Origin of the sequence: Cryobacterium sp. Y57, from assembly GCF_002929505.1 — a bacterium.
Lineage (GTDB): Bacteria > Actinomycetota > Actinomycetes > Actinomycetales > Microbacteriaceae > Cryobacterium.
The window spans coordinates 44,725-70,074 of record NZ_PJJL01000066.1 but is presented as its reverse complement, the minus strand read 5'-3'; the positions used below and the strand labels follow the sequence as shown (position 1 = coordinate 70,074).

Here is a 25,350-nt window from a genome sequence, read left to right as displayed (position 1 = left end):
CAATCAGGCCTCCCCAGTTCAACGAGCCTATTACTGCTTGGGCGAAGCGGGCGATTCGACCGTGATCGAACCGTCGATGATGCCGGCCTTGATGGCGTCGATGTCCTCGATCACCGTCGCGGGAACCTTGGACTCGAAGTCGTGGAACGGTGCGATGCCAACGCCTTCATTGTCGAGGGTTCCGAGATAGGCGGTCGCGTCGAACGTACCGGATCCGGAGGCGGCTACCACGGTGGACACGGCGAGCTTGATATCCTTGAGGATGCTGGTGAGGAACAGGCTGGAATTGGCCGGGTTGGTTTCGAACAGGTCGGCGTCTACACCGACCATCGCGATGTCCTTGCCCGAGCTCTTGATCGCTTCGATCGCGCTCAGGAAGATCGGTCCGCCAACGGGCAGGAGCACGTCGGCATTCTGGTCGATCAGGGCCTGTGCCTTGGCGAAGGAATCAACGCCGGCAGCGAAACCACCGGTGAAGGAGCCGGTCTGCGAGGCGACGTCCCAGCCGATGGTCTTAACGGCGGTGTCGTTCTTCTCGTTGTAGTACACAACGCCGTCGGCGAAGCCGTCCATGAAGATGGTGACCGGCGCAATCTGCCGTCCGCCATAGGTGCCGACAACGCCCGTCTCGCTGTAACCGGCAGCGGCGTAACCGGCCATGAAGCCGGCCGGTGCGGTGTCAAAGAGCAGCGGCTTGATGTTCGGGGCGTCGACCTTGTGGTCATCGTCGAGGTCGGCAGCGTTATCGATGAGGGCGTAATTCACTTCGGGGTTCGCGAGGGCCGACTCAACGGTCGCGGCGGCGAGGTCGAACCCTACGGTGATGATGAGGCTGCAGCCCTGGTCAACGAGGTTTTGCACGTTCGACTGGTAGTCGGTCTCAGCGGCGGATTCAACCGTGATCGGCGTCACGCCGAGTTCACCGGCGGCCTCATTGAGGCCCTCGAAGCCGAGCTGGTTGAAGGACTGATCGTCGAATCCACCGGCGTCAGACACCATGCAGGGCAGAAAGTCGCTGGCTGCGGCGGAGTTGGTGTCGTCGGTGGCAGCCGGCGCCTGAGCACAGGCGGCCAACATCGCCGCGGTACCGAACATTGCGAGACCGGCAATTACGGTCTTACGGGTCGAAATTGTCAAGAGGACCTCCAGGATGCAGCCCAGCGAGATCGCATGGACGTAGACCACGTTACCCAAAGAGACGCTGCGCGGATGAGCAATGTGGGTGCGCGAGCGAGTCGTTACCAAGCCGCGACATTGCCGAAGAAGTTCTGCCCCTATTGGGGTGTACTGGGGCCCTCTACGGAGATAATCCCGGCTATGATCGCAGCTCTGATCTGGTCGAGCTCGGCACTCAGTTCGGGGGTGACCAGCGAGGCTAGGTCGTGGAAGTCGGCGATCTCGACGCCGCCGTTCTTCAACGTACCCACGAAAGCCGTGTTGTCGAAGGTGCCGTCAAGGTCGGACCCGATAGTTTCCACTACCGCAGCCGAGGTGTTCTTCAGCACACTCGTGAGTACGACGGACTGAAACTGCTCCGGCAGGGTCACGTAGCCGTCGTTGTCTACCCAGATGATCGACACGCCCGGATTCTCGATGGCGGCGGCGGCGGCACCCTGACCAACCTGGCCGGCCACCGGCAAGATAATGTCAGCGCCCTGGTCGATGAACGCCTGCGCAAGAGCCTTACCCTTGTTGACGTCTTCGAAATCGCCGGTGAACCTGCCGTCCTGGGTGTCCTTGTTCCAGCCGAGCACCTGCACGGCAGCTGTGTGTTTGTCGTTGTACATGGCGACGCCGTCGACGAAACCGTCCATGAACAGGGTGACCGGCGGCTGATTGCCGCCACCGAAGGTGGCCACTATGCCGGTTTTGCTCACGCCGGCCGCAAGGTAGCCGGCCAGAAAGGATGCCTGCGCGGTGTCGAAGACGATCGGTTTCACGTTGGACGCATCGACGACCTCGTCGACGAGCGCGAAGTGTATGTCGGGGTTGGCCGTCGCCTCGGCGAGCGTGGCCTCGGCGAGTTCAAAACCGACGGTGAGAACGAACTGGCATCCGGTCGAAACGGCCTGACTCACGTTGGGTGCCAGATCGGCCTCCGACGTCGACACGATCGCCTGAGTATCGATGTTGTACTTCGTCGCCGCTTCCTGCAGCCCTTCCCAGCTGGACTGGTTGAAGGACCGGTCGTCGAGACCGCCCGAGTTCGTGACCATGCGGGCGCAGTAGTCGGGCGCTGTTGCATCCGTTGTCGCGGTCGGTGTCGGCGCCTGCGCGCACCCGGCCAGCAGCAGAGCGGATGCCGCAAGGGCAGAAACAGCAATCAAGTGACGCATAAAGACACTCCCTTAAGCATGATCTGGAATTCTAGTCAGTGCGAGCCGAACACCGGTACAGGTTTAGAGCACATCGCTCGAACCCGAGAGCTTCAACGCGTCGACGACCGCCTTGACCTTCTGGGCGTTCGCACTCGTGGTGACCAGCAACGCGTCGGGCGTGTCGATCACGACAATATCTTCGACACCGATCAGCGCGATCATGCGGCCGGTGTTGCTGACCACGATGCCGCTCGACGAGTCGGCGAGCACCCGGGCACCGTCGCCGAGGATGGCGAGGTTGGACTTGCTGCCTCCTGAATGCAGCTTGGCGATCGACGCGAAGTCGCCGACGTCGTCCCAGTCGAACTGGCCGGGAATCACCACGAGCTTGCCGGCCGCCGCGGCCGGTTCAGCGACCGAATAGTCAATGGCGATCTTCTTCAGGCGCGGCCAGACCTGATCGACCATGGCGCCGCGGGCCGGGGTGTCCCATGCCTCGGCGAGCCTCATGAGCCCGGCGTGCAACTCGGGCTCAGTCGACGCGATCTCGTCCAGCAAGCGGTCGGCGCGGGCGATGAAGATCCCCGCGTTCCACAGGTAATTGCCATCGGCGAGGTACCGTTCAGCAACCTCGGGGCTCGGCTTCTCCACGAAGGAGTCGACGGCCAGTGCGGTCGGGGCGCCATCGACCGCCAGCGCGGCGGCGCTCTTGATGTAGCCGAAGCCGATCGCGGCTTCGGTCGGCCGGATGCCGATCGTGACGATATAGCCGGCATCCGCCGCAGCCACCGCCTCGGTCACGGCCGAGCGGAACAGGGCGTCGCCCTTGATGACCTGGTCCGCCGGGAACGATCCGATGATCACTCCGGGTTCGCGCAGCTGCAAGATTGCCGCCGCGAGGCCGATCGCGGCGGTCGAGTCGCGCGGTTCGCTCTCGAGAACGACGTTCGGGTCGGTCAGTTCGGGCAACTGCTGTTCAACGGCAGCACGATGCGCCCGTCCGGTGACGACCATGATGCGCTGCTCGCTCGAGAGCGGAACCAGACGATCCCAGGTGTCGCGCAGCAGCGTCTGGCCCGAGCCGGTGAGGTCGTGCAGAAATTTGGGGGCGTCCGCTCGCGACAGCGGCCACAGTCGGGACCCGATGCCGCCGGCGGGAATCACACTGTACAGGCGGTCGATGGGCTCAGAGGACGTAATCATGGGCCCAGACTATCCGGCGCCCGCACTACGACGGCGCGAGACCACTGTTCACGCGCCCGTTACTCGGCGGCAATGCTCGTTGTTTACCCTCAAATCATGCGGATTGCAGTAATCAGCGAAAGTTTTCTCCCCACCGTGAGCGGCGTGACCACGAGCGTCTGCCAGGTGCTCGAGCACCTGGCTGCCGCCGGTCATGAGGCCATGGTCATCGCCCCCCACGGCGCCCCCGTCGAGTACTCCGGTTTTCCAGTGCACACCGTTTCGGCGGTCAACTACCGTGAATTTCCGGTCGGCATGCCGAGCCCGCAGGTGCAGAAGTTGCTCGCTGACTTTCGGCCCGATGTCCTGCACGCAGCCTCGCCGTTTCTGCTCGGCGCCCAAGGCATCAGCGCCGCCAACCGGCTCGACATTCCCTCGGTTGCAATCTTTCAGACGGATGTCGCCGGCTACGCGCACCGAAACCACCTCGGTCCCGCCACGGCCCTGGCCTGGCGGTTCGTGAAGTGGGTGCACGAGGGCGCCACCCGCACTCTCGTTCCGTCATCGTCGTCGATGGCTGCCCTGCTGCGCCTCGGCGTTCCCCGTCTGGCGATGTGGACTCGCGGCGTCGATCTCGCCGGGTTCCACCCGAATCTGAAGAATGACCCGGCGGTCGCCGCCCTGCGGGAACGAATTGCGCCGCAGCACGAAGCACCGACGGGCTCTGGCGCTGAACGTGACGTGATTGTCGGGTATGTCGGCCGCATGGCCCCGGAGAAGCAGGTGGAGCGACTGCGTGCGCTGCGCGGGGTCCCGGGCATCCGTCTAGCTCTCGTCGGAGACGGGCCGAGCGTCCCGTCCATTCGGCGCGCTCTCTCGGGCATGCCCGTCACCTGGCTCGGACGCCTGTCGGGCCGCGAACTTGCCGTTGCCTACGCGAGCTTTGACCTGTTCGTGCACGCGGGTACCGAGGAAACCTTTGGTCAGACGCTGCAAGAGGCGCACGCCGCCGGCCTGCCCGTGGTGGCCCCGCACGCTGGTGGACCGATCGACCTCGTGACCCACGGCGTGAACGGCTACCTGTTTCGGCCGGACGACGACTCCGACCTGCGGCACTGGGTGTGCCAGCTCGCACGTGACCCGATGTTGCGGGCACGCATGGGCGAAGCTGGGCGTCGCGCAGTGCTGGGGCGCTCCTGGCCGACGGTCTGCGCCGAACTGGTCGAGTACTACGAGCAAGCCGTCGACGAGCGTCTGGCCGTGCGCGCCGGCACGCACGTCCCGCCCTCGCTGCAACGTTAGGGCAACCTAACTGACACGAGCGGGCGGCGCGCTTGTAGAATAATCACATGTGCTTATAGCGCATTCTCGGTCTCATTAGAGAGCCATTATTCAGCCAGGGAGGGTTGTTCATGCCACAGACGGCAGGAACCCTAGATTCTCAGCAGAAGACGACGTCACGTCGCCCCGCCGGCACCCTGTATCGGGGTAACACGGGGATGTGGTCGTGGGTATTGCACCGCATCACGGGCGTCGCGATTTTCTTCTTTCTGCTTGTTCATATTCTCGACACGGCGCTCGTGCGGGTCAGTCCCGAAGCGTACAACGCTGTTATCGCGCAATACCAGACGCCGATCATGGGTCTCGGTGAGGTCGCACTTGTCGGAGCCATCGTGTTCCACGCGTTCAACGGATTGCGGATCATTCTGATCGACTTCTGGAACGCCAAGTACCAGCGGGTACTGTTCTACGTCGTCATCGGCCTGTGGGTCGTCACCATGCTGGGCTTCGTACCGCGCCACCTCATCAACGTGTTCAGCCACTAGGGGGCGACATTATGACTTCAACAATCGAAGCTCCCCGCAGCCCGTACACCCGCTCCACCAAGAAGAGCGGTGTCAACTGGGAAAAGTGGGGCTGGATCTACATGCGTGTCTCCGGCGTCGTGCTGGTCGTGCTCATCTTCGGCCACCTGTTCGTCAACCTCATGATCGGCGAGGGCGTCAGCGCCCTGAACTTCGCGTTCGTCGCCGGTAAGCTAACCAACCCGTTCTGGATGGTCTGGGACGTCATCATGCTCTGGCTTGCCCTGATTCACGGCGGCAACGGTATGCGCACCCTGGTCAATGACTACGCGACCTCGCGAATCAGCCGCGGCATCCTCAAGGTTGCCATTCTGGTCAGTGTTGTCTCGCTGATCGTGCTCGGCACCCTTGTGGTGTTCACCTTCGATCCCTGCCCCGCCGGTGCGCCCGCCGACCTCGTCGCCTCGTTCTGTAAGTCCCTCTAGGAGCTGCACACACACATATGACTTCTTCCACTTCACCCGCCGTTCCCAATCCGGCTCCGGAGTCCACCGTCGTAGACGGCGTGCACTACCACCAGCACGACATCGTCATTGTGGGAGCGGGTGGGGCTGGTATGCGTGCCGCCATCGAAGCCGGCCCCCACGCCAGCACAGCGGTCATCTCCAAGCTCTACCCGACGCGTTCGCACACCGGTGCGGCTCAGGGCGGCATGGCTGCCGCCCTGGCCAACGTCGAGGAAGACAACTGGGAGTGGCACACCTTCGACACGATCAAGGGCGGTGACTACCTGGTCGACCAGGACGCCGCCGAGATTCTGGCCAAGGAAGCCATCGACGCGGTCATCGACCTTGAGAACATGGGCCTGCCGTTCAACCGCACGCCGGAGGGCAAGATCGACCAGCGTCGTTTCGGCGGCCACACCCGCGACCACGGCAAGAGCCCGGTTCGCCGGTCCTGCTATGCCGCCGACCGCACCGGCCACATGATTCTGCAGACGCTGTATCAGAACTGCGTCAAGCGCGGCATCAACTTCTTCAACGAGTACTACGTGCTGGACCTCGTCATGACCAACGTCGATGGCGTCGACCAGCCATCGGCCGTGGTCGCCCTCGACCTGTCGAGCGGCGAGTTGCACGTCTTCCAGGGCAAGGCGTTCATCTTCGCCACCGGCGGTTTCGGCAAGATCTACAAGACCACCTCGAACGCGCACACCCTCACCGGTGACGGCGTCGGTATCGTCTGGCGCAAGGGTCTCCCACTCGAGGACATGGAGTTCTTCCAGTTCCACCCGACCGGCCTGGCCGGGCTCGGCATCCTCTTGACCGAGGGAGCCCGCGGTGAAGGCGCCATTTTGCGCAACGCCTCCGGTGAACGCTTCATGGAACGCTACGCGCCGACCATCAAGGACCTCGCCCCGCGTGACATCGTCTCGCGCTGCATGCTCAAGGAGGTCGCTGAGGGTCGCGGCGCCGGACCGGAAAAGGACTACCTATACCTCGACTGCACGCACCTCGGCAAGGAACTGCTCGAGACCAAGCTGCCCGACATCACCGAGTTCGCCCGCACCTACCTCGGCGTTGACCCGGTCACCGAACCGGTGCCGGTCATGCCGACCGCGCACTACGCGATGGGCGGAATCCCCACCAACGTGAAGGCCGAGGTCTGGCGCAACAACGGAGAGGTCGTTCCCGGCCTGTACGCCGCCGGTGAATGCGCCTGCGTTTCGGTGCACGGCTCCAACCGCCTCGGCACCAACTCGCTGCTGGACATCAACGTGTTCGGCAAGCGCGCCGGCAACAACGCGGTCGAGTACGTCAAGACGGCCTCGTTCACGCCCCTGCCGGAAGACCCGGCCAAGGAGGTGCGCGAACTGCTGGAGGGCATCCGCTCATCGACGGGAACCGAACGCATTGCTGTGCTGCGCAAGATTCTGCAGGAAGAGATGGATAAGAAGGCCCAGGTGTTCCGCACCGACGAGTCCCTCGCTGAGGTCACCGAGACCATTCACCTGCTGCGTGAGCGGTACAAGAACATCGGTGTGCAGGACAAGGGCCGACGCTTCAATACCGACCTGCTCGAGGCGGTCGAACTGGGTTTTTTGCTCGACCTCGCTGAGGTTGTCGTCTACTCCGCCCGCAACCGCAAGGAAAGCCGCGGCGGACACCAGCGTGAGGATTACCTCGTGCGCGACGACGAGAACTACCTCAAGCACACCATGGCCTACCTCAAGGGTGACGCCATGAGCGCGGATGCCGCCGACCACATCAAACTCGACTGGAAACCGGTTGTCATCACCCGTTACCAGCCGATGGAGAGGAAGTACTAGTGAGTTCCGCCACGATTGATCAGAAGCCCGCCGTTCCCGAGGAGATCAAATCCTTCACGGTGACGCTTATTATTCGTCGGTTCAACCCGGAGGTCGACGACGAGCCGCACTGGCAGGATTTCGATGTGCAGCTATACCCGACCGACCGCGTGCTCGACGCCCTGCATAAGATCAAATGGGAGCAGGACGGTTCACTGACCTTCCGTCGCTCGTGCGCACACGGCATCTGCGGCTCCGATGCCATGCGCATCAACGGCCGCAACCGTCTGGCCTGCAAGACGCTGATGAAAGACCTCGACATCACCAAGCCCATCTACGTGGAAGCTATCAAAGGCCTGCCGCTGGAGAAGGACCTCATCGTTGACATGGAGCCGTTCTTCGACTCCTTCCGGGCCGTGCAGCCGTTCCTGATGAACAGCGTCACGCCGGTCAAGGGCAAGGAACGCATCCAGACGGTCGCCCAGCGCGCGCGCTTCGACGACACCACGAAGTGCATTCTGTGCGCAGCGTGCACGTCGAGCTGCCCGGTCTTCTGGACCGACGGCCAGTACTTCGGCCCGGCCGCGATCGTGAACGCGCACCGCTTCATCTTCGACTCCCGCGATGAGAATGCGGCCGTGCGCCTCGACATTCTCAACGACAAGGAGGGCGTGTGGCGTTGCCGCACGACCTTCAACTGCACGGATGCCTGCCCCCGCGGCATCCAGGTGACCCAGGCCATCTCCGAGGTCAAGCAGGCCATTATGCGCGGCAAGGCGTAACTGTTCGATTGTGTGAAGAGTCACCCCTGTCAATTCGACGGGGGTGATTCTGCGTCCAGGCTTGCCGACGTCCCTCCACACGCCCCGTTAAGCTAACTCCGTGAAAGAGTTTCTGGCGCGCATCCAAGCGTGGCGTCCGGTGCGGGTATTCGCCCACTTCACCAACGTGGGTGGCGGCATCCTCGCCGGCGGGATGTCGTACCAAGCCATCTTCGCCATCTTCGCGGCAGTCTGGGTGGGGTTCTCCATCGCCGGCCTGTTTCTCACCGCGAACCAGGGACTGCTGAACGCCCTGTACGCGATCATCAACCAGTCGGTTCCGGGCCTGATCGGCACCGACGCCATCATCGATCCGAAGGTACTCGCCACCGCTGGCATTCTCACCTGGACCGGCGCCATCGCCCTGGCGGGATTGCTCCTGACCGCCCTCGGCTGGCTCTCGACCACCGCACAGGCGGTGCGCACCGTCTTCGGGATGCCACCGCAGATCACGTTCTTCATCTGGGTCAAGCTGCGCGAGCTCGGCCTGGGGCTGATCTTCGGGCTCGCCCTGGTCGTGTCGGCGCTCGTCTCCGTCGCGAGCACCGCGCTGCTCGGCGCCCTGTTTCGGCTCTTTCAGATTGCGCAGGATTCGTTCTTCTACGAGGCGTCTGCTCGCGGCATCGGCCTGGCCGTCGTGCTCGTCATCGACACGCTCACCCTCGCCGGCCTGTTCCGGGTGCTGTCGCGGGTGCGTATTCCGGTGCCACGGCTGTTCGCCGGGGCACTGCTCGGCGGTGTCGCGCTCGGACTCCTGAAAATTCTCGGTGGAGTGCTCCTCGGTGGCGCCAGCCGCAACCCGCTGCTGGCGACCTTCGCCGTGATCATCGGTCTGTTGGTCTGGTTCAACCTCGTGAGTTCCGTCACGCTCATCGCCGCCTCGTGGATCGCGGTCGGCATGGCCGACGCGGGCATTCCGCCGCACACGCTGAGTGCCGATGAGGCCGCAGACCGGCAGGAGAAACGGATGCACGACGCCCTCCGGTTGACCGCGCAGGCCGAGCTCACGGCAGCCAAGGCCGACCTCGATGCGTCGCCGTGGTACGCCCGGTGGGCCGCCGGCCGCCGGCTGAAGGCGGCAAACGCGCGGGTGGCGGACTACGCCCTGGCCGATTCGGCAGATGCGCCCTAACTAGACTTGACCCATGTCTTCTGCCAAACCGCTCCGCATTGCCAGCATCAACACAAACGGGGTACGAGCCGCGTACCGCAAGGGAATGGGCGACTGGCTGAACCAGCGCGACGTGGACATTCTGGCCATCCAGGAGGTGCGCGCCTCGACCGAAGACCTCGAGGGGTTGCTCGGGCCGGACTGGAATATTCTGCACGACGCCGCCACCGCCAAGGGCCGGGCCGGTGTCGCCCTCGCCAGCCGGGCGGGCGCATCCATTCACCGGGTTGCCCTCGGCGCCGAAGAGTTCGACAGCGCCGGCCGCTGGCTCGAAGCCGACTACGAGGTCGACGGCCAGATGATCACCGTCGTGAGCACCTACGTGCACTCCGGCGAGACCGACACCCCGAAGCAGATCGAGAAGTACAAGTTTCTCGACGCCATGTTAGCCCGGCTGCCCGAGCTGACCGAGCACAGCCCGCTCGCGCTCGTGCTGGGTGACCTCAACGTGGGCCATCGCACCCTCGACATCAAGAACTGGCGCGGCAACAAGAAGCACGCGGGTTTTCTCCCGGAGGAGCGGGAATATTTCGACCGTATCCTCGGCGGCGAAAGCGAGCCGGAGTACAACGCGGGGGCGGGACTCGGCTGGGTAGACGTCGGCCGTAAGTGGGCCGGCGAGGTTGCAGGACCGTACACCTGGTGGTCGCAGCGCGGGCAGGCTTTCGACACCGATACCGGGTGGCGCCTGGATTACCATCTGGCCAGCCCCAAGCTGGCGGCATCCGTTCTGAATTATGCGGTCGACCGGGCCGCCGCCTACGACCAGCGCTGGAGCGACCACTCCCCCGTCGTGGTCGACTATGACCTCGCGAAGGAAGCACACTCATGACCAAACCCCGCCTGTATTCGGGCATGCAGCCCTCCGCCGAGTCCCTGCAGATCGGCAACTACATCGGCGCGCTTTTGAACTGGAAGTCGCTGCAGCAGACGCACGACGCGTTCTTCTCCATCGTCGACCTGCACGCCATCACGGTCGCCCAGGAGCCCGCCAAGCTACGCGAGAACACGCGTCGCACAGCGGCGCAGTATATTGCGGCCGGGATCGACCCGTCGGCGTCAACGCTGTACGTGCAGTCGCACGTCGCCGCGCACGCCCAGCTGGCCTGGGTGCTCAACACCATCACCGGCTTCGGTGAGGCGAGTCGCATGACGCAGTTCAAGGACAAGTCCGTGCGACACGGCGCCGACGCGACATCCGTTGGCCTGTTCGCCTACCCGACACTGATGGCGGCGGACATTCTGCTGTACCAAACCGAGGTGGTGCCGGTCGGGGAAGACCAGCGCCAGCACGTGGAACTCACCCGCGACCTCGCCCTGCGCTTCAACTCACGCTTCGGCGACACCTTCACGATTCCCGAAGTGGCGATCGTGAAGGAGACCGCGAAGATCTACGACCTGCAGAATCCCACGTCGAAAATGTCGAAGTCGGCCGAGTCGCAGGCCGGAATCATCTGGCTGCTCGATGAGCCCGGCGTCACTCGAAAGAAGATCATGCGGGCCGTGACGGATGCCGACGGCGGCGTAATCTTCGACCGCGAGAACAAGCCGGGTGTGGCCAACCTGCTCACGATCTACTCCGTGCTCGCCGGCCAATCGATCGAGTCGATCGAAAACGAATTTGCTGGCCGCGGGTACGGCGACCTGAAAAAGGGACTCGTCGAGGTGGTTCTGGGTACCTTCGATCCGATTCGCCAGCGCGTGGCCGAACTGCTGGATGACCCGGCCGAGCTCGACCGGGTTCTCGCGTCCAACGCGGCCCGGGCCTCGGATGTTGCCAATGAGACCCTGGCCACCGCCTACGACCGCGTTGGCTTTCTCCCCCCTCGCTGATGCAGCCGTTCTCGCTCTCCTCCCGGCTGGTACTGCTTGATGCGCCTGTCGCCGGAGACACCGATCGGGTCTTCGAATACTGCCAGGACCCGCTTTTTGAGCGTTACCTGACCGTTCCCTGGCCCTATCGTCTGGAGCACGCCGAAGGATTCCTCGCTGAGTATGTCCCCTCCGGATGGATGTCCGATCGGGAATATACCTGGGCGGTGCGAGACCCGGCCGCGCCGGAACTGCGAGGCGTGATTTGCCTGCGCTTGAGCGGGGAATCCGTCGCGGCGGACGCATCCGTTCACCGGGTGGGCTCCATCGGCTTCTGGCTCGGCGCCCCGTACCGCGGCTCCGGGCTCATACCCGAAGCGCAGCGGCTCGTCGCCGATTGGGCATTCGCGGGGGGAATCATCGACGTGCTGAACTGGGAATGCCTGGTCGGAAACGTCGCGTCGGCCCGAGCGGCATGGAAGTCGGGATTTCGATATTCCCGCACGGGGCCATCCGTTACCGCCTACCGGGACGGATCCTTTCCCGACTCCTGGCACGGCCACCTCGCAGCCGGCGATGACCGCAGCCAGCAGCCCGGCTGGCCAGCAGCGGCCCTCGCCCGATGACCGTGCCGCGCGTCGTACTGTTCGACCTCGACGACACCCTGTTTGTTCGCTCACCGGGACGCGGTCGCTGCCGGTATTCTGCTACACCTCGACCGGATCGGCGGTGCCTTTGCAGCCGCCGACCGCGCAGCAGCGACGGTGCTGTGGAGTGCGCTCGAGGAAGAGCACTATCACTCCTACCTCGCGGGCACTCTCACCTTTGCCGGCCAGCGCCGCGCCCGCGCCCAGGATTTCGCGTCGTCGTTCAACATCGTGCTGACCGACGCCGAAGCAGATGAGTGGTTTGACGAATATTTCGAAAGCTACCGGTCCCGGTGGCGGCTGCACGACGATGCGCTCCCCTGCTTCGATGCGCTGGCCGAGGTGATTCCCGCAGTGCGCTTTGGCCTCATCACGAATGGCGACCCGGTTTTTCAGGGCGAGAAGATTCGCCGCGTCAGCCTGGCTGACCGGTTCGAGCATGTCATCGCCTCGGGCGCGCTCGGCTTTGCCAAGCCCGACACGCGCATCTTCGAGCACGCCTGCGCGCTGTTCGACGTGCCCGTCGAAGAGGCCGTTTACGTGGGAGATCGGCTGCGCACGGATGCTGTGGGCGCTTCCGCTGCGGGGCTGACGGGAGTCTGGCTCGCCCGCGCCGGTGCCGGCGCATCCGCAGTCGCCGTTGCCGTTGCCGTTGCCGACACCGACGATGCCGCACGCCTCGGAGTTCTCCGCATCGACACTCTCGCCAGCCTGCCGGGCCTGTTCGCCGCCCTCCGGGGAGCATAACTCCTGCAAATTGCCGCCTAGACTCGATAAAGCCCAGAATTGTGGGCCTTCTACTTCGAGTCATTCGAAATTTGCAGGAGTCATGCGCCGCGGATGTCCGTGGCTTGGGCAGCTGTGAAGACTCGGGGGCTCCCATACCGGCAAATGTCGACGAGCTTCTGAATTGCCCGAAGCACCCCCTCCGGATCGAACATGATGTCTTGATACAGCACGCGGAGCGTCACGTAGCCGAGGGTTGCCAGCAACCGGTCTCGGGTGCGGTCGCGAATGTGCTCCTCCCAGGCTTTGTGATGACTCTGGCTGTCCGCCTCGACGACTACACAGTCCTCGACCAGCACATCGACGCGGCCGACCCGGTCGATGTGCACCTGAATGTCGCAGCGGTACCCGGCGGCCCGGAACAGGTCGCGTAGGACGGACTCCTGGCCGGCATCCACTCGCGCGTCGATGCGGGACCGCAGCCCTCTATGCTTGTCGGGGACATGGGCGAAGATCTCGTCGAGGTCAGCTTCCCGAATCTTGTGCTCGTGCAGGGCTGTGTCGAGTGCCGCGAGAGCGAAGCGAGGTTCCTGACACTGGATGATCTGGGCGAGGGCGTCGCGGGGCCCGACGCAGTACTCGGTGCCATCAGTGCTGTCGATGAGCGGCCACCAGTGCAGCTCGACGCCGTCCCGCGGGGCGGCCGCCAGCGGAACGTGGCGACTTTGGGGACTGCGCAGACGGGAGCCCTCCCGCGGGATATGCACGTGGGTGAATTGCGAGTCGAAGGCAAAGAAGCCGATCTCCCGGGCCGCCGAAACGCAGGCTTCGCGCCCGCCGATGCGAACCGCCTCGAGGGTGTGGCGATCGGTTCCCGGCAGAGCGTAGTGATCGCGGCGCACTCGGATGAGCGTATTGCTACGCACTGCAGCCGTGATGTGTTTGGCTCGCATGCCGCTGTTCAATAGGTCTTGTCGGCTGACGATGCGGCACTGGCCAGCGAAGGAGGTCAGAAATGGGTTCATGCAGACGATCGTCGTCATTTTCCAGTTACGAGGACCTCCCCGAAAGCAATCTGGGGACAGCACTTCCAGCCGCCTGTGCATAACTTTTCCGTGCTTACTCTTTCGTGCTTACTCTTTCGTGTCGCACCTCTCGCCTAAGCGCATAACTCCTGCAATCTCCGCACTCGTCTGCAATCTAAGCCGGACGCACTCGGGTCGGCCGGTCCGAGAGACCAAATTGCAGGAGTTACGCGATCGGGCCATCCCGGAGTGACAACGGTCACCCGAAGGGCGATCGAGCCGTGTTCACCGATCACCGATCACCGATCACCGATCATGCATCACCGGTCACGGGCGGTCACCGGCAGTCACCGAGGCATAACTCCTGCAGATTGCAGGCACTGTTTCTACGGACCGCGAAAACACGGGCCTCCGAAAACTTGACGCGGCAAATTGCAGGAGTTATGCGCCCCGAAAGAGGGGAAGCGGCCGGGCGGGGAAAGAGGTGTGGACTACTTCACGTCCTCGTCGACCCAATCGAGGGTCTTCGTGACGGCTTTCTTCCAGTTGCGCAGGAGACGAGCAGCTTCCTTCGGGTCCATGGAGGGCTCCCAGCGGGCGTCTTCCTGCCAGTTGGAGCGCAGATCGTCGAGACCGCTCCAGAAGCCCACAGCGAGGCCGGCCGCGTACGCGGCGCCGAGCGCGGTGGTCTCGGCGACAACCGGGCGCACGACGGGCACGCCGATGATGTCGGCCTGGAACTGCATGAGCAGGTCGTTGACCGTGGCACCACCGTCGACCTTGAGCGCGGTCAGCGGCACCCCGGAGTCCGCGTTGACCGCATCGAGCACCTCTCGCGTCTGATACGCGATGGCTTCGAGCGCCGCCCGGGCGATGTGGCCCTTGTTCACGTAGCGGGTCAGTCCCACGAGCGCTCCGCGCGCGTCCGACCGCCAGTACGGCGCGAACAGGCCCGAGAAGGCCGGCACGAAGTAGGCCCCACCATTGTCGTCGACCGTCTTGGCGAGGTCTTCGATCTCAGAGGCGTCCTTGATGATGCCGAGCTGGTCACGCAGCCACTGCACGAGCGAGCCGGTTACCGCGATCGAACCCTCGAGCGCGTAGTGCACCGGCGCATCGCCGAGCTTGTAGCCCACGGTGGTGAGCAGGCCGTTCTTCGAGTGGATGATATCGGTGCCGGTGTTGAAGATCAGAAAGTTTCCGGTGCCGTAGGTGTTCTTCGCTTCGCCCTGGTCGAAGGCAGCCTGGCCGAAGGTCGCGGCCTGCTGGTCGCCGAGGATGCCGGCTATCGGCACCTCGCGCAGCAGGCTGTGTCCGCTGGCAGTGCCGTATACCTCTGAGGACGACTTGATCTCGGGCAACATCGACTTCGGCACATTGAAAATGCTGAGAATCTCGTCGTCCCACTGCAGAGTTTTGAGGTCCATGAACATGGTGCGGCTCGCATTGGTGACGTCGGTCGCGTGCACACCGCCCTCGGTGCCGCCGGTCAGGTTCCACAGCACCCAGGAATCGGTGGTGCCGAACAAAAGGTCGCCGGCATCCGCTTTCGCGCGTGCTCCCTCGACGTTTTCCAGGATCCAGACGATCTTGGTCCCGGAGAAGTAGGTGGCCAGCGGCAGGCCGACGGTCGACTTGAACCGATCGACGCCGCCATCCGCTGCCAACCGGTCGACGATCGGCTGGGTACGGGTGTCCTGCCAGACGATGGCGTTATAGACGGGCACGCCGGTGGTCTTGTCCCAGACGACAGCGGTTTCGCGCTGATTGGTGATGCCGATGGCTTCGATGTCGTGGCGCGTGATATTCGCCTTCGACAGCGCCTGCCCGATGGCCTCTCGGGTGTTGTCCCAGATTTCCTTTGGGTCATGCTCAACCCAGCCGGCCTGCGGCAGAATCTGTTCGTGCTCAAGCTGACCGGTCGAAATAATCGACCCGGCCTTGTCGAAGATGATTGCGCGGGAGCTCGTGGTCCCCTGGTCGATGGCGAGAACGTACTTGGCCATGTGTAACTCCTTTGTTGTTCCAGGTGAGAAATACGGTGGTGAAAGGATAACGAAAGCGGATGCCGCAGGCTACGTCGGCCGCCCTAGCCCAAAACCGGCAGCAGCACACCCGATGATGCTCCGGCGAGCACACCGCCGATGATAGGTCCGAGAACCGGAACCCAGGAGTAGGACCAGTCGCTGCCGCGCTTGCCCTTGATCGGCAACAGGAAGTGCGCGATGCGGGGACCGAGGTCACGCGCGGGGTTGATGGCGTAGCCGGTCGGCCCACCGAGCGAGGCACCGATGGCGATCACGAGCAGCGCCACCGGCAGCGCGCCGAGCGCCGCGAGCCCGCCGGCATCGCCGTTGCGGCCGAATCCGATGACGACGAAGACGAGCACAAAAGTGCCGATGATCTCGGTGACGAGGTTCCACCCGTACGAGCGGATGGCCGGCCCGGTCGCGAAGACACCGAGCTTGTTTGCCGCGTCCGGCTCTTGGTCGAAGTGCGGCTTGTAGGCGAGCCAGACTACGACGGCACCGAGAATAGCGCCGATCATCTGCGCGCCGATGTAGGCGAGCGTCGAGGCGACATTGACCGGAACGCCGGATCCGAAGGTATCAGCCCCACTCGCGACCAGGCCGAGCGTGACGGCGGGGTTCAGGTGAGCACCCGAGTTGTACGCGGCGATCACACCGGCATAGACCGCGAGGCCCCAGCCGATCGTGACCATGAGAAAGCCACCGCCGAAGCCCTTGTTCTTGGCGAGCGCGACGTTGGCCACCACACCACAGCCGAGTAATACGAGGATGGCCGTTCCCACGACCTCTGACATAAAGACGACACCGAGATTGTCCACATTGACCTTTCAGATGGAGTGCTGTTCACCGTACGCAACAGTGTTGTTGAGCGCGGCTGTCGTGCGTGTTGTCTAAAACGTAGCGGCGACGGGGCCGGAGTGAACAGGTTTCTCGTGCACGTTCGTGCAGATTGTCAATAATCGTCAGTTCGAGCGGGTCAGTCGATCAGAACACCGGCTTCGGCGACCGGGGCGAGGTCGACCCCGTGCACGTCCATCAGAGTGGCGCGAGCGAGCTCGATCTCTTCAGCGCGGCGTGCGGTATCCCAGCCGAGAACAGGAGCGACAACGCGGGCGATCTCCTCGATCAGAGGAGTGGTCACGGCGCCGACGAAGGCCATGCTGGTGCGGCGCAACAGCACGTCGCTCAGCCGCACGACGCCCTCGAACCCGGCCAGGAACTCGATTTCACGCCGCGTGTAGTCACTGTTGTGCACGACAGGGGCATCCGCTGGACCGGTCGGATCGATGAGGAAGTCGATGACCTCGCTCGCTCTGGTGCCGTAGCGGGCGAGCAGCGCTGCGGCGCGATCGGTGCCCACCTCGTCGCCGTGGGCTGCGGCCCAAACCACGCGGGCGGCGTCCGAGGCCGGCCAGTCGCGGCCGCCTCCGATAGCGAGCCCCTCGGTAGAGACCGTGCGCGGCAGGCCGAGCAGTTTCAGGATGTCCGTGCTCAGGTTCTCAGCGAGGGCGCGGAAGGTGGTCCACTTGCCCCCGACCAGGCTGAGCAGGGTGCCATCAGCGGCGTCGGTGCGGGGCAGCGGACGGGACTCGATGCGGTAGTCACGGGAGACGAAACCCGGTGTTTCATCGTCGTGTCGCGGTAGCGGACGCACTCCGGCGAAGCGGAACACGATGTGCGAACGATCGACCGGTACCGTTGGGAAAACGTGCGCGACCAGATCGAAGAAGTAATCGATCTCGTCTTCGGTGCAGCGAATGGGCTGGGTGATGTCGTGCTCGAGGTCGGTGGTGCCGACGAGAACGCGGCCCTTGAGCGGGTAGATCAACACGATGCGGCCGTCTTCGTGCTCGAAGAAGATCTCTCGACCTCCCGTCGCCGCGAATAGTTGCGGATTGTCCAGTACGACGTGGGAACCCTTGGTGCCGCCCATGAAAGTGCTCGGCTGGCCGAGAGCGTCATTGGTCAGGTCGGTCCACGGCCCGCTCGTGTTGACGATGACGTCCGCTCGAAAGGAGAATTCTTCGCCGGTGATGCTGTTGCGAAGCAATACGCCGTTTTCCGTTATACCGGCCGCTTCGACATAGTTGGCGGCGCGAGCGTGCGGGCCGGCGTCGAGGCCGTCGCGCAGCACGTCGAGCGCGAGGCGTTCGGGGTCGTGCATGGCCGCGTCATAGTAGGTGGCCGTGTATTTCAGTCCCGGGTTCAGCAGCGGCAGGGCGGCGAGTGCCTTGGTGCGGCCCTTGAATTCGTGGCGGGGTACCGTTCCGCCGTCGCGGGAGAAGGCGTCGTAGATCATCATGCCGATTTTGATGAGCATCGCACCACGCTCGACGTGCTTGGCGCCCTGCTTGTGGGTGAGGAAACGCAGCGGCGCGGCCATCACGCCCGAAAAGGTCGAGAAGATGGGGATGGTCGTCTGCAATGGTTTGACGTAGTGCGGTGCGATCTTGAGCAGGCCGTTGCGTTCCTCGACCGACTCCTTGACCAGGCGAAACTCACCATTTTCGAGATAGCGCACGCCGCCGTGAATCATGTGCGAGCTGGCCGACGAGGCGCCGGAGACGTAATCGTTCTTCTCAACGATGACCACGTCGACGCCCTGCAGGGCTAGATCACGAAAGGTGGCGATGCCGTTGATGCCGGCACCGATGATGAGCACCTGGGCGCTCGGGCGATCGGCGATTGCGGTCGAGGTCTGTGAGTTGAGGAACGACATTGTTGTCACCTTTGTCTCGGGGATTGCCGGTGATTTGCACGGGGCAAGTCATGTGGATGGCTATAGTCTGACAGTCCGACACAATTTCTCAAGTGGATTGAACATACGTGCAAGGAGCCCCGTGATCTTCGATATCGATCCCGCACAGTCTGATCGCAGCCGCGACGCCCTCACCGCCGCGCACCTGTATTACATCCAGGACCTCACCATGGATGCCATCGCTCAAGAGCTGCACACCTCCCGTTCCTCGGTCTCGCGCCTGCTCAGCCACGCGCGCGAGACCGGCCTGGTCGATATTCAGATCAAGTCTCCACTGGATGCCCCGAGTCACCTCGAGCAGCAGATCGAGGCTCGATTTCAGATCACCGCTCACGTCGTTCCGGTGCCGGACAGCGCGAGTGACGTCGATCGGCTCGAGCGTGTCGCCCTCTCGGTTGCACGGATTCTCGGTCAATACTTCGACTCAAACATGACCATGGGCATCGCCTGGGGTTCCACCATGAACGTGATCAGCCGGCACATCACCCCGAAACAGACCCACAACTCCCAGATCGTGCAGCTGAACGGTGCCGGAAACATGCGCACCACAGGCCTGGGTTACGCGAGCGAAATTCTCGGCCGTTTCGGTACGGCGTTCGGCGCGCACGTACAGCAGTTTCCGGTGCCCGCCTTCTTTGACGACCCGGCGACCAAGCACGCATTATGGCGGGAGCGCAGCGTCAGTCGCCTGCTGGAGATGCAGGCCATCATGGATATCGCATTATTCGGCCTCGGTTCGCCATTCTCTGGAGTGGTCAGCCGCGTCTACGCGGGCGGCTACCTCGAACAGGCCGAATTCGATGCGCTCAGCGCAGCCGGCGTGGTCGGCGACGTGGCGACAGTGTTCTACCGCGCCGACGGCTCGGCCGACGGTATCGCCCTGAACGAGCGGTCCACCGGCCCGGATTTCACCGTGCTGCGCCGCACGCCACGCCGCATCTGCGTCGTGGCTGGCCGCTCCAAGCTCGCTAGTCTGCGCGGCGCCCTCGCCGCGTCACTCATCACCGACCTATTCGTCGATGAGAGCACCGCCCGCGCGCTGGTCGAGGCCCCCTGACGTCGTTGCCATGACAGCGCTTGTCGCCGGGAATAACACGCCACGCAGGCTGTTGCACTATAACTAGAAGAAGAACTTGCAATACACGTGCTCCGGGGTCGGTGTAATTCCGAACCGGCGGTTAAAGTCCGCGACCCGTTAGTCCCCCAGCACCATCGAGGGACGAGCGGTTGAGCTGGTGAAACTCCAGCACCGACGGTCAAAGTCCGGACGGGAGGCGCACGAGTTGGTCGGCCCCTATGGTCGACCGACGGGTTTGTGCACGCTGCACATCCCATACCCCCGGAGCTCGTCCGATACGGATGAGGGCGGGATGACCAACAACGCGGCAGTCGGCCTGGATAGCCCTGCCCTGGCGACCGCACTGCGCCGCGCCCTGGAACTCGCCGCCCGCGGTCCGGCCACCGGCGTGAACCCACGGGTCGGCTGCGTCATCCTGAACGCCAACGGCGAGACCCTCGCCGAGGGCTGGCATCGCGGTGCCGGCAGCCAGCACGCTGAGGTCGACGCGCTCTCCCACCTCGCCCCCGGCCTGTCCCGCGGCAGCACCGTCGTCGTTACACTCGAACCGTGCAATCATGTCGGCCGTACCGGTCCGTGCGCGCTCGCTCTGATCGACGCCGGCGTCGACCGCGTCGTCTATTCCGTCACCGACCCGGGCGCGCACTCCTGCGGCGGTGCTACTCGGCTGCGCGCGGCCGGCATCGAGGTAGAGGGCGGCCTGCTCGCCACTGACGGGGAGGCCTTTCTCGGCGACTGGCTTGTCGCCGCCCGCCTCGGCCGGCCCTTCATCACGCTGAAGTGGGCCTCCAGCCTCGACGGTCGCGCGGCGGCTGCCGACGGCTCCAGCCGGTGGATCACGGGAGCGGCAGCGCGGCTCGACGTGCACCGGCGTCGCGCCGCCAGCGGCACGATCCTGGTCGGCACCGGCACCGTGCTCGCCGACGACCCGGCGCTGACCGCCCGCGACCCCTCTGGCGACCTCCTCGCCCGCCAGCCCATTCCCGTGGTCGTCGGCCGCCGAGCGCTGCCGGCATCCGCTGCGGTCTACGCACACCCGCACGCGCCACTATTTTTCGACGGCCTCGACCTGCCAAGCCTGGTGGCCGACCTACACCAGCGCGCCGTGCGCACCGTGTTCATCGAGGGCGGGCCCACCGTGGCGAGCGCGTTCGTCGCCGCCGGGCTGGTCGACGAGTACCTCGTCTACCTCGCACCAACGCTCCTCGGTGGTCCCCGGCTGGCTCTCGGCGACTTCGGCGTGACCACCATCGGCGAGCAGCGTCGCCTCTCCATCCATTCCCTCAACCGGATTGGCGACGATGTTCTCATCGTCGCCAGACCCCTCACTACCTAAGGAACCCCATGTTCACCGGAATAATCGAGGAACTCGGCCAGATCGAGCGCATCGAGACCACAGTGGATGCTGCCCGCTTCACCATCCACGGCCCGCTCGTTGTCGATGGTGCCGGTCACGGCGACTCGATCGCTGTCTCGGGAGTCTGCCTCACCGTGGTCGAGCGCACCGCCTCGACTTTCACCGCCGACGTGATGGCGCAGACCCTGCACATGTCGACACTGTCCGAGGCCCGCGTCGGTTCTCCGGTCAACCTCGAACGTGCAGCGCTCGTCGGCGGGCGCCTTGGCGGCCACATCGTGCAGGGCCACATCGACGGCACGAGCACCGTGCTCGCCGTCACGCCGGGCGAAGCCTGGCGGGTGCTGCGATTCAGCCTCTTCCCCCAGCTTGCCAAGCTCGTCGTCGACAAGGGCTCGATCGCAATCGACGGCGTCTCCCTAACGGTGAGCAACATCAGCCCGGCCACCGACGCGACCCAGTGGTTCGAGGTGTCCCTCATACCCGAAACCCTCGCCGCCACAACGCTTGGCGAGCGCCGGGTCGGCGACCTCGTCAACATCGAGACCGACATTCTGGCCCGCCACGTTGAGCGGATGCTGGCCCTCAGCGCCGCCGCAAAAACCCCAGAACCCCAGCACGCAACCGCACCAAGGAGCGCATCATGAACCTCGCCGACATTCCTGCCGCACTGGACGCCCTTCGCCTCGGTCGACCGGTCATCGTCGCCGACGACGAAGGCCGCGAAAACGAGGGCGACGTCATCATCTCGGCCCAGCTCGCCACCCAGGAATGGATCGCCTGGACCGTGCGCTACTCCTCCGGTTTCATCTGTGCTCCGATGACCAACGAGCTCGCCGACCAGCTCGATCTGCCGGTGATGGTCGTGAACAACGAAGACCCGCTCGGCACCAATTACACGGTAAGCGTCGACGCCGCCGACCGACTGTCGACCGGGATCAGCGCCGCCGACCGAGCCCACACCCTGCGTGTGCTCGCCGACCCCGCGTCGGTACCGGCGAGCCTGCACCGCCCCGGCCACATCCTGCCCCTGCGCGCCAGAGACGGCGGCGTGAGGGAGCGTGGCGGCCATACCGAAGCCGGTGTCGATCTGATGAAACTCGCCGGTCTGGTTCCAGTCGCGGCCATCGCTGAGATCGTCGGCGAAGACGGTGAGATGATGCGCCTCCCCGGCCTGCTCGAACTCGGTGAGCGCGAGGGCCTGCTCGTCATCACGATCAAAGACCTGATCAGCTACGTCAATGAGTTTCACCCGGATGAACCCCTATCGACAATCTCCCCGCTCACCAAGGCGCCACGGGTCGACTTCGAGGTGGAGACCACGGTGCCCACCCGGCACGGAACTTTCCGGATCCGCGCCTACCGGGACCGCTCGACCGGTGCCGACCATGTCGCTCTCGTGGCGGGCACGCCGGTCGACGGCGCCATCGTGCGGGTGCACTCCGAGTGCCTCACCGGCGAAGCGTTCGGCTCGCTCAAGTGTGAGTGCGGACCGCAGCTGAGCGCTTCGCTCGACATCATCCAGGCGGAAGGCGGCGTGGTCGTCTACCTGCGCGGCCAGGAAGGGCGCGGCATCGGCCTCATCAACAAGCTGCGGGCCTATGCACTGCAGGAAGACGGCCTGGACACCCTTGATGCCAACCTGGCGCTGGGTCTGCCCGGTGACAGCCGCGACTACGGCGCGGCCACGGGCATTCTGCACGATCTGGGATTGCACGAGGTGCGGCTGCTGACCAACAATCCCGAAAAAGTGCGCCAGCTCGAGCTGCACGGCATCGCCGTGACCGAGCGTGTCCCGCTTATCGTCGGCATCGGGGAGTTCAACGAAAAGTACGTTGCGACCAAACGTGACCGTATGGGGCACCATATCTCCAACATCGAAATTATGAATGGAATCGCCTAATGGCTGGAACAGGACCCACAATCTCGGTTGACGCGGCAGGCCTGCGGTTGGTCATCGTGGCAGGTCTTTGGCACGACGTGATCACCGACGGTCTCATCGCCGGTGCCATCCGGGTACTCGAAGCGAGCAACGCCGAGTTCTCGCTCGTGCGGGTACCGGGCAGCTTCGAGCTGCCCGTCACTTGCAAGGTCGCCCTGGACAGCGGTGCCGATGCTGTCATCGCCCTCGGTGTGATCATTCGCGGCGGCACTCCCCACTTCGACTTCGTGTCGAATGCGGCAACGGATGGCCTCACCCGCGTCGCGCTCGACGCCGGTAAACCGGTTGGCTTTGGGGTGCTGACCCTGGACGATGAGCAACAGGGCCTCGACCGGGCCGGACTACCCGGTTCGAAGGAAGACAAGGGTGCGGAGGCGGCATCCGCCGCTCTGGCGACCGCACTGGTGCTGCGGGAGCTACGCGAGCACATTGGGTAATTGGGGGCGCGTTTGACTGCTTAAGCTGAACGCATGGACCTTCTACGCAACATTCTGCTCATTTTGCACTTCGTCGGTTTGGCCTCACTACTTGGTGGCTTCCTCGTGCAGATCAAGCCGATCATTGCCGGCAAGGGCACCATTGTCACCGCGATGTTCCACGGTGCATTGACCCAACTGGTCACCGGTTTGCTGCTCGTCGGCGTCATCGAGATGGGCTCGCTCGGCCACATCGACAACACCAAAATCGGCATCAAGCTTCTGGTGCTCATCGTTATCACCGTGCTCGTGATCGTGAATCGCAAGAAGCCGACCGTGTCGTCCCTCGTACTGTGGGCCATCGGCGCCCTGACCTTCGCCAACGTCGTGATCGCGGTGCTCTGGAAGTAACCGGACTTCGAGCCGATAGCCCCCGGGGTAAACTACGGTGTGACCTCTACACGAGGTCACACCACTATTCGTGCGTAAACGCTTCCGCGGGAAGTCAGATCGACTTGCGGGTTTCGTCGGCGCCCAGCCACCTTCCGGAGCGTTTCACCCCCATGTCAACATCCACAGCGTCAGTTTCGACGCCGACCACGCCTCTCAACCCGAAGAGCCGCGTCATCATGGCGAGCCTCATCGGCACGACCATCGAGTTCTATGATTTCTACGTCTACGCGACCGCGGCCGTGCTCGTTTTCCCGCACCTGTTCTTTCCGACGGGCAACGAGACCACCGCGCTGCTCGCCTCTTTCGCCGTGTTCGGTGCCGCCATGGTCGCCCGCCCGATCGGGGCGCTGTTCTTCGGTCACTTCGGCGACCGTAAAGGACGCAAGGCCACCCTGGTCGGCGCGTTGCTCACGATGGGCATCGCGACCTTTCTGATCGGCCTGCTGCCGACCTACGACATGATCGGCTGGTGGGCGCCGTTCATGCTCGTCATCCTGCGACTCGCCCAGGGCTTCGCCCTCGGCGGCGAGTGGAGCGGCGCAGCACTCGTCGCGACCGAGAACGCCCCCGCAGGCAAGCGCGCCTGGTACGGCACCTTCCCGCAGGTCGGCGCGCCGCTCGGCTTCATCATCGCCAACGGCCTGTTTCTTGGCCTTGCCCTCGCGTTGCCGTCAACCGACCCGACCCGTCCGTCCGAGGCATTCCTCGATTGGGCCTGGCGCATCCCGTTCCTGTTCTCGGCCGTGATGGTCATCATCGGACTCTGGGTACGTCTGCGCTTGGTGGAGAGCGAAGTCTTCACCAAGGTCGTCAAGGCCGACCGGGTCGAGAAGCTACCGCTCGCGGCGGTGTTCAAGTCCAACTGGCGCGAACTGATCCTCGGCACGTTCATCATGCTCGCGACCTACGTATTGTTCTACCTGATGACCACGTTCACGCTCGGCTACGGCCGGGCCGCAACGGATGCCCCGGTTCCCGGCCTGGGCTTCAGCTATAACAACTTCATTCTCATGATGATTCTCGGCGTGGTGTTCTTCGGAATCTTCACGCTGGCCTCTGGACCCTGGGCGGACAAGCACGGACGACGTAAGGCGCTCATCATCGTGACGTTGTTCATCATCGTGTTCGGCCTATTGTTCGTACCACTGCTCGGCGCGGGCTTTCCCGGCGTGCTACTGTTCCTCATCGTCGGCTTCTCGCTCATGGGCATGACCTTCGGCCCGATGGGCGCGCTTTTGCCCGAGCTGTTCCCGACCAGCGTGCGCTACACCGGCTCAGCCTTCGCCTACAACATGAGTTCAATTCTCGGCGCAGCCGTCGCCCCATTCATTGCCATCTGGTTGTGGACCGTCGGCGAGGGAAGCCCGTTCTGGGTTGGCATCTACCTCTCGGTCATGGCGGTCATCACCCTGATCGCGCTCCTGTTGAGCCGCGAAACGAAGGACCTCGACCTGCACCGCTAGGCTGTCGCCGCACAGCATCCGCACCCCCCTCTCGCGAT

24 protein-coding genes and 1 riboswitch are annotated in these 25,350 nt (G+C 64.1%); of the genes, 17 read left to right on the top strand and 7 right to left on the bottom strand.

The window, feature by feature from the left end; genetic code table 11:
- Nucleotides 1-30: 30 nt before the first annotated feature.
- From CXY72_RS09235 to CXY72_RS09225, 3 genes are all read right to left on the bottom strand, one after another.
- Nucleotides 31-1,137: a BMP family protein gene (locus CXY72_RS09235; RefSeq protein ID WP_104127404.1), complete on the bottom strand. Its 1,107-nt coding sequence runs from the start codon at nucleotides 1,135-1,137 to the stop codon at nucleotides 31-33.
- A 137-nt stretch (nucleotides 1,138-1,274) separates the two neighbouring features.
- Complete coding sequence (locus CXY72_RS09230) at nucleotides 1,275-2,336, bottom strand: BMP family protein (RefSeq protein ID WP_104127403.1); 1,062 nt, start codon at nucleotides 2,334-2,336, stop codon at nucleotides 1,275-1,277.
- A 63-nt stretch (nucleotides 2,337-2,399) separates the two neighbouring features.
- A complete protein-coding gene (locus tag CXY72_RS09225; protein ID WP_104127402.1) occupies nucleotides 2,400-3,521 on the bottom strand; it encodes a mannose-1-phosphate guanylyltransferase in 1,122 nt (373 codons plus the stop codon).
- A 96-nt stretch (nucleotides 3,522-3,617) separates the two neighbouring features.
- On the opposite strand from CXY72_RS09225, the gene CXY72_RS09220 reads away from it, so the two are divergent.
- The 10 genes from CXY72_RS09220 (at nucleotide 3,618) to CXY72_RS09175 (ending at nucleotide 12,811) form a co-directional block, all read left to right on the top strand.
- Entirely contained in the window at nucleotides 3,618-4,802 is a 1,185-nt protein-coding gene (locus CXY72_RS09220) for a glycosyltransferase family 1 protein (RefSeq protein WP_104127401.1), read from the top strand.
- 110 nt (nucleotides 4,803-4,912) lie between these two features.
- Nucleotides 4,913-5,326 carry a succinate dehydrogenase, cytochrome b556 subunit gene (sdhC, locus tag CXY72_RS09215; protein ID WP_104127400.1) on the top strand — a complete coding sequence of 138 codons (414 nt, stop codon included), beginning with the start codon at nucleotides 4,913-4,915 and terminating at the stop codon, nucleotides 5,324-5,326.
- Nucleotides 5,327-5,337: 11 nt separating this feature from the next.
- Nucleotides 5,338-5,790 carry a succinate dehydrogenase hydrophobic membrane anchor subunit gene (locus CXY72_RS09210; RefSeq protein WP_104127399.1) on the top strand — a complete coding sequence of 151 codons (453 nt, stop codon included), beginning with the start codon at nucleotides 5,338-5,340 and terminating at the stop codon, nucleotides 5,788-5,790.
- A 17-nt stretch (nucleotides 5,791-5,807) separates the two neighbouring features.
- Nucleotides 5,808-7,634, top strand: a complete 1,827-nt coding sequence (gene sdhA / locus CXY72_RS09205; RefSeq protein WP_104127398.1) for a succinate dehydrogenase flavoprotein subunit — start codon at nucleotides 5,808-5,810, stop codon at nucleotides 7,632-7,634.
- Nucleotides 7,634-8,395, top strand: coding sequence for a succinate dehydrogenase iron-sulfur subunit (locus tag CXY72_RS09200; protein ID WP_104127397.1), 762 nt, complete (start codon nucleotides 7,634-7,636; stop codon nucleotides 8,393-8,395). Before sdhA ends, CXY72_RS09200 begins: the two co-directional genes overlap by 1 nt.
- A 100-nt stretch (nucleotides 8,396-8,495) precedes the next feature.
- Nucleotides 8,496-9,566 carry a YihY/virulence factor BrkB family protein gene (locus CXY72_RS09195; protein ID WP_104127396.1) on the top strand — a complete coding sequence of 357 codons (1,071 nt, stop codon included), beginning with the start codon at nucleotides 8,496-8,498 and terminating at the stop codon, nucleotides 9,564-9,566.
- Between the two features lie 13 nt (nucleotides 9,567-9,579).
- Nucleotides 9,580-10,437 (top strand): exodeoxyribonuclease III, encoded by an 858-nt coding sequence (locus CXY72_RS09190; protein WP_104127395.1) that lies wholly within the window; start codon nucleotides 9,580-9,582, stop codon nucleotides 10,435-10,437.
- Nucleotides 10,434-11,438 carry a tryptophan--tRNA ligase gene (gene trpS, locus CXY72_RS09185; RefSeq protein ID WP_104127394.1) on the top strand — a complete coding sequence of 335 codons (1,005 nt, stop codon included), beginning with the start codon at nucleotides 10,434-10,436 and terminating at the stop codon, nucleotides 11,436-11,438. The genes CXY72_RS09190 and trpS overlap by 4 nt, the downstream gene beginning before the upstream one ends.
- Nucleotides 11,438-12,043: a GNAT family N-acetyltransferase gene (locus CXY72_RS09180; protein WP_104127393.1), complete on the top strand. Its 606-nt coding sequence runs from the start codon at nucleotides 11,438-11,440 to the stop codon at nucleotides 12,041-12,043. Before trpS ends, CXY72_RS09180 begins: the two co-directional genes overlap by 1 nt.
- A gap of 42 nt (nucleotides 12,044-12,085) precedes the next feature.
- Nucleotides 12,086-12,811 carry an HAD family hydrolase gene (locus CXY72_RS09175; protein WP_233197732.1) on the top strand — a complete coding sequence of 242 codons (726 nt, stop codon included), beginning with the start codon at nucleotides 12,086-12,088 and terminating at the stop codon, nucleotides 12,809-12,811.
- Nucleotides 12,812-12,891: 80 nt separating this feature from the next.
- Here the strand turns inward: CXY72_RS09175 and CXY72_RS09170 are convergent, their stop codons facing one another.
- From CXY72_RS09170 to CXY72_RS09155, 4 genes are all read right to left on the bottom strand, one after another.
- Nucleotides 12,892-13,815 (bottom strand): endonuclease domain-containing protein, encoded by a 924-nt coding sequence (locus CXY72_RS09170; RefSeq protein ID WP_158252525.1) that lies wholly within the window; start codon nucleotides 13,813-13,815, stop codon nucleotides 12,892-12,894.
- 491 nt (nucleotides 13,816-14,306) lie between these two features.
- Nucleotides 14,307-15,821 (bottom strand): glycerol kinase GlpK, encoded by a 1,515-nt coding sequence (glpK, locus tag CXY72_RS09165; RefSeq protein WP_104127391.1) that lies wholly within the window; start codon nucleotides 15,819-15,821, stop codon nucleotides 14,307-14,309.
- An 83-nt stretch (nucleotides 15,822-15,904) separates the two neighbouring features.
- A complete protein-coding gene (locus CXY72_RS09160) occupies nucleotides 15,905-16,639 on the bottom strand; it encodes an MIP/aquaporin family protein (RefSeq protein WP_104127485.1) in 735 nt (244 codons plus the stop codon).
- Nucleotides 16,640-16,821: 182 nt separating this feature from the next.
- Entirely contained in the window at nucleotides 16,822-18,564 is a 1,743-nt protein-coding gene (locus tag CXY72_RS09155) for a glycerol-3-phosphate dehydrogenase/oxidase (RefSeq protein WP_104127390.1), read from the bottom strand.
- Nucleotides 18,565-18,772: 208 nt separating this feature from the next.
- On the opposite strand from CXY72_RS09155, the gene CXY72_RS09150 reads away from it, so the two are divergent.
- The 7 genes from CXY72_RS09150 (at nucleotide 18,773) to CXY72_RS09120 (ending at nucleotide 25,312) form a co-directional block, all read left to right on the top strand.
- Complete coding sequence (locus CXY72_RS09150) at nucleotides 18,773-19,660, top strand: sugar-binding transcriptional regulator (RefSeq protein WP_104127484.1); 888 nt, start codon at nucleotides 18,773-18,775, stop codon at nucleotides 19,658-19,660.
- 84 nt (nucleotides 19,661-19,744) lie between these two features.
- A riboswitch (FMN riboswitch) is annotated at nucleotides 19,745-19,886 on the top strand.
- An 87-nt stretch (nucleotides 19,887-19,973) separates the two neighbouring features.
- The gene (gene ribD, locus CXY72_RS09145) at nucleotides 19,974-21,017 is read left to right on the top strand and encodes a bifunctional diaminohydroxyphosphoribosylaminopyrimidine deaminase/5-amino-6-(5-phosphoribosylamino)uracil reductase RibD (RefSeq protein ID WP_104127389.1); all 1,044 of its coding nucleotides are present in this window, start codon (nucleotides 19,974-19,976) and stop codon (nucleotides 21,015-21,017) included.
- Between the two features lie 8 nt (nucleotides 21,018-21,025).
- Nucleotides 21,026-21,685, top strand: a complete 660-nt coding sequence (locus CXY72_RS09140; RefSeq protein ID WP_104127388.1) for a riboflavin synthase — start codon at nucleotides 21,026-21,028, stop codon at nucleotides 21,683-21,685.
- Nucleotides 21,682-22,941 (top strand): GTP cyclohydrolase II, encoded by a 1,260-nt coding sequence (gene ribA, locus CXY72_RS09135; protein WP_104127387.1) that lies wholly within the window; start codon nucleotides 21,682-21,684, stop codon nucleotides 22,939-22,941. The genes CXY72_RS09140 and ribA overlap by 4 nt, the downstream gene beginning before the upstream one ends.
- Entirely contained in the window at nucleotides 22,941-23,417 is a 477-nt protein-coding gene (ribH, locus tag CXY72_RS09130) for a 6,7-dimethyl-8-ribityllumazine synthase (protein WP_104127386.1), read from the top strand. Before ribA ends, ribH begins: the two co-directional genes overlap by 1 nt.
- Before the next feature lie 33 nt (nucleotides 23,418-23,450).
- Nucleotides 23,451-23,807: a hypothetical protein gene (locus tag CXY72_RS09125; protein ID WP_104127385.1), complete on the top strand. Its 357-nt coding sequence runs from the start codon at nucleotides 23,451-23,453 to the stop codon at nucleotides 23,805-23,807.
- Between the two features lie 152 nt (nucleotides 23,808-23,959).
- Nucleotides 23,960-25,312, top strand: coding sequence for an MFS transporter (locus tag CXY72_RS09120; protein ID WP_199184000.1), 1,353 nt, complete (start codon nucleotides 23,960-23,962; stop codon nucleotides 25,310-25,312).
- The last annotated feature ends 38 nt before the right edge of the window (nucleotides 25,313-25,350 follow it).

Excerpts from the sequence above, each read along its gene's own strand:
- CXY72_RS09230 (WP_104127403.1), bottom strand. The coding sequence starts at position 2,336 with ATGCGTCACTTGATTGCTGTTTCTGCCCTTGCGGCATCCGCTCTGCTG.
- CXY72_RS09225 (WP_104127402.1), bottom strand. The coding sequence starts at position 3,521 with ATGATTACGTCCTCTGAGCCCATCGACCGCCTGTACAGTGTGATTCCC.
- CXY72_RS09220 (WP_104127401.1), top strand. The coding sequence starts at position 3,618 with ATGCGGATTGCAGTAATCAGCGAAAGTTTTCTCCCCACCGTGAGCGGC.
- sdhC (WP_104127400.1), top strand. The coding sequence starts at position 4,913 with ATGCCACAGACGGCAGGAACCCTAGATTCTCAGCAGAAGACGACGTCA.
- CXY72_RS09210 (WP_104127399.1), top strand. The coding sequence starts at position 5,338 with ATGACTTCAACAATCGAAGCTCCCCGCAGCCCGTACACCCGCTCCACC.
- sdhA (WP_104127398.1), top strand. The coding sequence starts at position 5,808 with ATGACTTCTTCCACTTCACCCGCCGTTCCCAATCCGGCTCCGGAGTCC.
- CXY72_RS09190 (WP_104127395.1), top strand. The coding sequence starts at position 9,580 with ATGTCTTCTGCCAAACCGCTCCGCATTGCCAGCATCAACACAAACGGG.
- trpS (WP_104127394.1), top strand. The coding sequence starts at position 10,434 with ATGACCAAACCCCGCCTGTATTCGGGCATGCAGCCCTCCGCCGAGTCC.
- CXY72_RS09180 (WP_104127393.1), top strand. The coding sequence starts at position 11,438 with ATGCAGCCGTTCTCGCTCTCCTCCCGGCTGGTACTGCTTGATGCGCCT.
- CXY72_RS09170 (WP_158252525.1), bottom strand. The coding sequence starts at position 13,815 with ATGAACCCATTTCTGACCTCCTTCGCTGGCCAGTGCCGCATCGTCAGC.
- glpK (WP_104127391.1), bottom strand. The coding sequence starts at position 15,821 with ATGGCCAAGTACGTTCTCGCCATCGACCAGGGGACCACGAGCTCCCGC.
- CXY72_RS09160 (WP_104127485.1), bottom strand. The coding sequence starts at position 16,639 with ATGTCAGAGGTCGTGGGAACGGCCATCCTCGTATTACTCGGCTGTGGT.
- CXY72_RS09155 (WP_104127390.1), bottom strand. The coding sequence starts at position 18,564 with ATGTCGTTCCTCAACTCACAGACCTCGACCGCAATCGCCGATCGCCCG.
- CXY72_RS09150 (WP_104127484.1), top strand. The coding sequence starts at position 18,773 with ATGGATGCCATCGCTCAAGAGCTGCACACCTCCCGTTCCTCGGTCTCG.
- ribD (WP_104127389.1), top strand. The coding sequence starts at position 19,974 with ATGACCAACAACGCGGCAGTCGGCCTGGATAGCCCTGCCCTGGCGACC.
- CXY72_RS09140 (WP_104127388.1), top strand. The coding sequence starts at position 21,026 with ATGTTCACCGGAATAATCGAGGAACTCGGCCAGATCGAGCGCATCGAG.
- ribA (WP_104127387.1), top strand. The coding sequence starts at position 21,682 with ATGAACCTCGCCGACATTCCTGCCGCACTGGACGCCCTTCGCCTCGGT.
- ribH (WP_104127386.1), top strand. The coding sequence starts at position 22,941 with ATGGCTGGAACAGGACCCACAATCTCGGTTGACGCGGCAGGCCTGCGG.
- CXY72_RS09125 (WP_104127385.1), top strand. The coding sequence starts at position 23,451 with ATGGACCTTCTACGCAACATTCTGCTCATTTTGCACTTCGTCGGTTTG.
- CXY72_RS09120 (WP_199184000.1), top strand. The coding sequence starts at position 23,960 with ATGTCAACATCCACAGCGTCAGTTTCGACGCCGACCACGCCTCTCAAC.